Below are 5,040 nucleotides of genomic sequence, written 5' to 3'. Positions count from 1 at the left end.
GTGGCAATTGTCGTTGCCGCGCTCCTGATCTTCAATGAAGCCATTGGCGAACTTTTTGACCCGTCCATGCCGACCGATGTCGGCCTGGGCCTCGGCGTCAACATTTTCGCAAGCCTGATCAACGGCGTGTGGGCCTATGTGCTGATTTCGGCCGGTCGGTCGATGCGCTCGCCGGCACTGGTGGCCGACGGCAAGCATATCCGCACCGACGTCGTCACCTCGGTCGGCGTCGTGATTGGTCTGGGTATTGCGCTGGCGACGGGGTATCCGATCTTTGACCCGCTGATCGCGCTCGCCGTCGCCGCGCACATTCTCTATGCCGGCTGGCAGCTGATCGCTGAATCGGTCGGCGGGCTTATGGATGCTGCGCTCAGCGGCGAGGAAGAGGACGCGATCCGCAAGGCGATCCTCGACAATGCCAACGGTTCATCCGACGTGCACGACCTGAAGACCCGCCGCGCCGGCGCCGCCGCCTTCATCGATTTTCATCTCGTCGTCAGCGAGGACATGACGGTCGGCGAGGCACACGATATCTGCGACCGGCTGGAAGGCGCGATCAAGAAGGCGATCCCGGGTTCCACGCTTGCCATTCATGTGGAACCGGAAGGCGTCAAGCCGCATGGGGTGCGCGTCCGGATCGATTGATCGGCGGCGGAGTGGATGCGGGCGATGCCCGCACCCGGACAGGCCTTTGCCGGCGCCTATTTCGGCACGCGCGGCGGCGAAACGGTTTCGCCGCCGGACTGGCGCTCCAGCATCCAGCCGGGATATTCGCGCGGCAGGGCCGAGACCGCGTCGAGACGTTCCATGTCTGCGGCCGTAAGCTCCACGTCGGTCGCCTCGATATTGTCCTTCAGCTGGTCCGGCCGTTTCGCGCCGACGATCACGCTGGTGACCGCGGGCTGGTAGAGCAGCCACGAGAGCGCGATCTGCGCCACCGAAACGCCTTTGGTCTCGGCGATTTCGCGCATCACGTCGATCGTCGCGAAGCCGCGCTCCTTGTCGACCGGCGGGAAGTCGAAATTGACGCGGCGACCCTCCCCGTCGGTCTGGTTGTCGCGGTCATATTTGCCGGAGAGGAACCCGCCGGCAAGCGGCGACCAGACCATCAGCCCGACGCCTTCGGACTTCAGCATCGGCACGATCTCGCGTTCGAGATCGCGGCCGGCAATGGTGTAATAGGCCTGCAGCGACTGGAAGGAGGCAAGGCCCTTGCGCTCCGAGACGCCGAGCGCCTTGGCGATCTGCCAGGCCGCCCAGTTGGAAACGCCGACATAGCGCACATGGCCGTGGCGCACGAGCGTGTCGAGCGCCTCGAGCGTTTCCTCGATGGGCGTCGTGTTGTCAAAGCCGTGAAGCTGGTAGAGGTCGATATGGTCGGTCTGCAGTCGGGAAAGGCTGCCCTTCACCTGTTCCATGATGTGGTAGCGCGAGGAGCCGCGGCTGTTCGGCCCTTCGCCCATGCCGCCGAACACCTTGGTGGCGATCACCACCTCGTCGCGCGGTATGCCGAGATTCCTGAGCGCCTGGCCGGTGATCTCCTCCGACAGGCCTTCCGAATAGACATTGGCGGTGTCGATGAAATTGATGCCCGAATCGATCGCGACCTTGACCAGTTCCTCGGAAGCGCCCTGATCGAGCGCGCCGATTGCCGTCCAGAAGCCCTTGCCGCCGAAGGTCATCGTGCCGAGACAGAGCTCGGATACTTTCAGGCCTGAATTCCCAAGTCGGTTGTAACGCATGGTTCTGCCTTTTCGGATTGAAATGATTGACGGTCTTCAAGCATCCGGCCTCTGCCGGGCCGTGCAAAAACCAAGGAATGACTGCCGGACCGAGGGGCCGGATTGTGTATTGACCGAACTGACGTGGGGGCTGCCCGGCGGCCTTTCAAGGCGCTCGACCGTTTTGCTGCGCAGCCGGAAAGCGGGGGACATTGTATTGGCGCGATATTCGCATTAAGTCGGGGAACAGAACATTTACCCTTGGAGATGCCGAATGAGCGACGAAGAAGACGACAAGAAGACCGAACTGCCCCTGGGCAAGGAGGCAGAAGCCAATCTGTTCAAGTCGCGGTCGATCTTCATCTACGGCCCGATCACGCAGGAACTCGCCCAGCGCGTCTGCTCGCAACTGGTGGCCATGGCCGCAGTCTCCGACGAAGACATCCGCGTTTTCGTGAACTCGCCGGGTGGTCATGTGGAATCGGGCGATTCGATCCACGACATGGTCAAGTTCATCAAGCCGAGGGTCATCATGATCGGATCCGGTTGGGTTGCCTCAGCCGGCGCGCTGATCTATGCGGCGGCGCCGAAGGAACAGCGCATCTGCCTGCCCAATACGCGCTTTCTGCTGCACCAGCCCTCCGGCGGCACGCGCGGTCCGGCATCCGACATCGAGATCCAGGCCCGCGAGATCATCAAGATGAACGAGCGCCTGATCAAGATCTTCTCCGATGCCACCGGCCAGCCGGCAGACAAGATCGCCAAGGACATTGACCGCGACTACTGGCTCTCCGCCCAGGAGGCGATCGAGTACGGTCTCGTATCGCGGATCGTGACCTCGCAGGCCGAGATCTGATTTCCGGCACTTGATTGAGAACCGATAGGCCGGGCGAAGGGCTTGCTTCGCCCGGCTTTTTCGTGCTTGCAGTTCTTTAATCATATGCCGCAGGTCGGAGGGGACATGCTGAGGGAATTTTCGGCGCAGAGCCTGTTCATGGGGCTGCTGGTGGCCTTTGTCGGCTTTGCCAGTTCGTTTTCCGTCGTGCTGCAGGGGCTTGAAGGCATCGGCGCGAGCCCGGCGCAATCGGCCTCCGGCCTGATGGCGCTGTCGATCGTCATGGGCGTTGCCGGCATCGTCATTTCGGCCGTCACGCGTATGCCGGTTTCGATTGCCTGGTCGACGCCGGGGGCGGCCCTTCTCGCCACGGCGGGAACGCTGCCCGGTGGTTTTGCCGAAGCGGTCGGCGCCTTCATTGTCGCCAACCTCCTGATCATCGCTGCCGGCCTGCTGAAGCCGGTCGGCCGGGCGATTTCCGCCATTCCCGCGCCGCTCGCCAATGCCATGCTGGCCGGCGTGCTGCTTGCGCTCTGCTTCGCGCCGGTCGAGGCGGTCAAGTTCGATCCGCTGCTGGGCCTGCCGATCATCCTCGCCTTCGTCGTCGCCGGCGCCTTCAACCGGCTTCTCGCCGTGCCGGCCGCCCTTGGCGCCTTCGTGCTGGTTCTGGTCTTCGGCGTCGATATCCCTGACGGCGCCTGGGCGGATGTCTGGCGCGAGGCGGCGCCGATGCCCGTCTGGGTGACGCCGGTGTTCAGCCTGCAGGCCGCCATTTCCGTGGCGCTTCCGCTTTTCATCGTCACCATGGCCTCGCAGAACATCCCCGGCGTCGCGATCCTTGCCATCAACGCGTACCGGCCGTCCGCCGGCAGGATGTTCTCGCTGACCGGCCTGTTCTCGCTTTTTGCCGCCCCCTTTGGCGGGCACGGCGTCAATCTGGCCGCGATCACGGCGGCCATGTGCGCGGGGCCGGATGCCCACCCCGACCCGAAACGACGCTACTGGGCCGCGATCATCGCCGGGATCGGCTATGTGGTCTTCGGGCTGATGAGCGGGCTGGTCGTCGCGCTCGTCTCGCTGGCGCCGCCGATCCTGATCGAGGCGGTGGCGGGCCTTGCCCTGATCGGCGCCTTTGCCGCCGCCGCCCTTGCCGCCTTCAAGGAGCCGGATGCGCGCGAGGCCGCTGCGATCACCTTCCTGGTTGCCGCTTCCGGCGTCGGCTTCTTCGGCATTTCCGGCGCCTTCTGGGGGCTGGCGGCGGGGCTCGCCATCACCGGCATCAAACGTCTGGCGCAGAAAAGGCATGCCGGGGGCTGACGCGTTTTTTGAATTGCAATCGGCGGCTGTTGCCGCTATGGAAATCGTCATGATCACTTTGGACGCATATCGGCAGGGCAGGTTTTCGGGTGGCGCAAGCGCCTCCGCCGCCGTCATGCGCGCGCCAAACTCGCTCCTTCTTCTCGGCCTTAACAGCGGTTGCCGGGTCCTTTGAGGAGCGCCCGGCGGCCGGAAAGCCGCTTGGCACCAAGCGCTCCTTCATTCCCGAACAGTTTATGACAACGAGAATGGCCAAAGCCTGACTGCGCCTCAAAGGCGGCAGACGGCGGGCCGGACAAGAGGACAAAATGGACGCGAGTCACTCCACCAAATCCAAGGGCATGCCGACGGCTGCCGCCAAGTACCAGCCTTATCCGCAGGTCGATCTTTCCGATCGCACATGGCCGGGCAAGCGCATCGAGAAGGCGCCGATCTGGTGCTCGGTCGATCTGCGCGACGGTAACCAGGCGCTGGTTGACCCCATGGGCCACGACCGCAAGGCGCGCATGTTCCAGCTGCTGCTCGACATGGGCTTCAAGGAAATCGAGATCGGCTTTCCCTCCGCCTCGCAGACGGATTTCGACTTTGCCCGCTGGTGCGTGGAAAACGGCAATGTCGGCGAGGATGTCTCCTTGCAGGTGCTGGTTCAGTGCCGCCCGGAACTGATCACCCGCACCTTCGAGGCGCTGGAAGGCGCGCATCGGCCGATCGTGCATTTTTATAATTCCACGAGCGAGTTGCAGCGACGCGTGGTGTTCGGCAAGGATGTTGCCGGCATCAAGCAGATCGCGGTCGACGCGGCCAAGATGATCACCGACATGGCGGCAAAGGCCGGCGGCGGCTATCGCTTCGAATATTCGCCGGAAAGCTTTACCGGCACGGAACTGGAAGTGGCGCTGGAGGTCTGCAACGCGGTGATCGCCGAGGTCAAACCGACGCCGGACAACAAGCTGATCATCAACCTGCCGTCGACCGTCGAGATGTCGATGCCGAATATCTATGCCGACCAGATCGAATGGATGTGCCGCAATCTCGACAACCGCGAAAACCTGCTGATCTCGGTCCATCCGCATAATGATCGCGGCACGGGCATCGCGTCCGCCGAGATGGGCCTGCTCGCCGGCGCCGACCGCGTCGAGGGCACGCTGTTCGGCAATGGCGAGCGCA

General features: G+C 63.6%; 5 protein-coding genes. 4 read left to right on the top strand and 1 reads right to left on the bottom strand.

Translation table 11 applies throughout. From position 1 onward, the window contains the following. Positions 1-645, top strand: a 645-nt coding sequence (locus AC5DC2_RS19155; protein WP_491699621.1) for a cation diffusion facilitator family transporter, incomplete at its 5' end; no start/stop codon positions are given. Between the two features lie 56 nt (positions 646-701). Here AC5DC2_RS19155 and AC5DC2_RS19150 read toward each other — a convergent pair. Further along, a complete protein-coding gene (locus AC5DC2_RS19150; protein ID WP_491699620.1) occupies positions 702-1,742 on the bottom strand; it encodes an aldo/keto reductase in 1,041 nt (346 codons plus the stop codon). A 253-nt stretch (positions 1,743-1,995) separates the two neighbouring features. Between AC5DC2_RS19150 and AC5DC2_RS19145 the strand changes: the two genes are divergently transcribed. The 3 genes from AC5DC2_RS19145 to AC5DC2_RS19135 form a co-directional block, all read left to right on the top strand. Then, a complete protein-coding gene (locus AC5DC2_RS19145) occupies positions 1,996-2,577 on the top strand; it encodes an ATP-dependent Clp protease proteolytic subunit (protein ID WP_024706174.1) in 582 nt (193 codons plus the stop codon). Between the two features lie 105 nt (positions 2,578-2,682). After that, positions 2,683-3,873, top strand: coding sequence for a benzoate/H(+) symporter BenE family transporter (locus AC5DC2_RS19140; RefSeq protein WP_491699619.1), 1,191 nt, complete (start codon positions 2,683-2,685; stop codon positions 3,871-3,873). Between the two features lie 308 nt (positions 3,874-4,181). Beyond that, a partial coding sequence (locus AC5DC2_RS19135; protein WP_491699618.1) for a 2-isopropylmalate synthase occupies positions 4,182-5,040 on the top strand: 859 nt, incomplete at its 3' end.

This window comes from Martelella sp. (assembly GCF_984369615.1).
The sequence above is the reverse complement of the archived record's forward strand: the minus strand, read 5'-3'. Positions and strand labels throughout refer to the sequence as shown.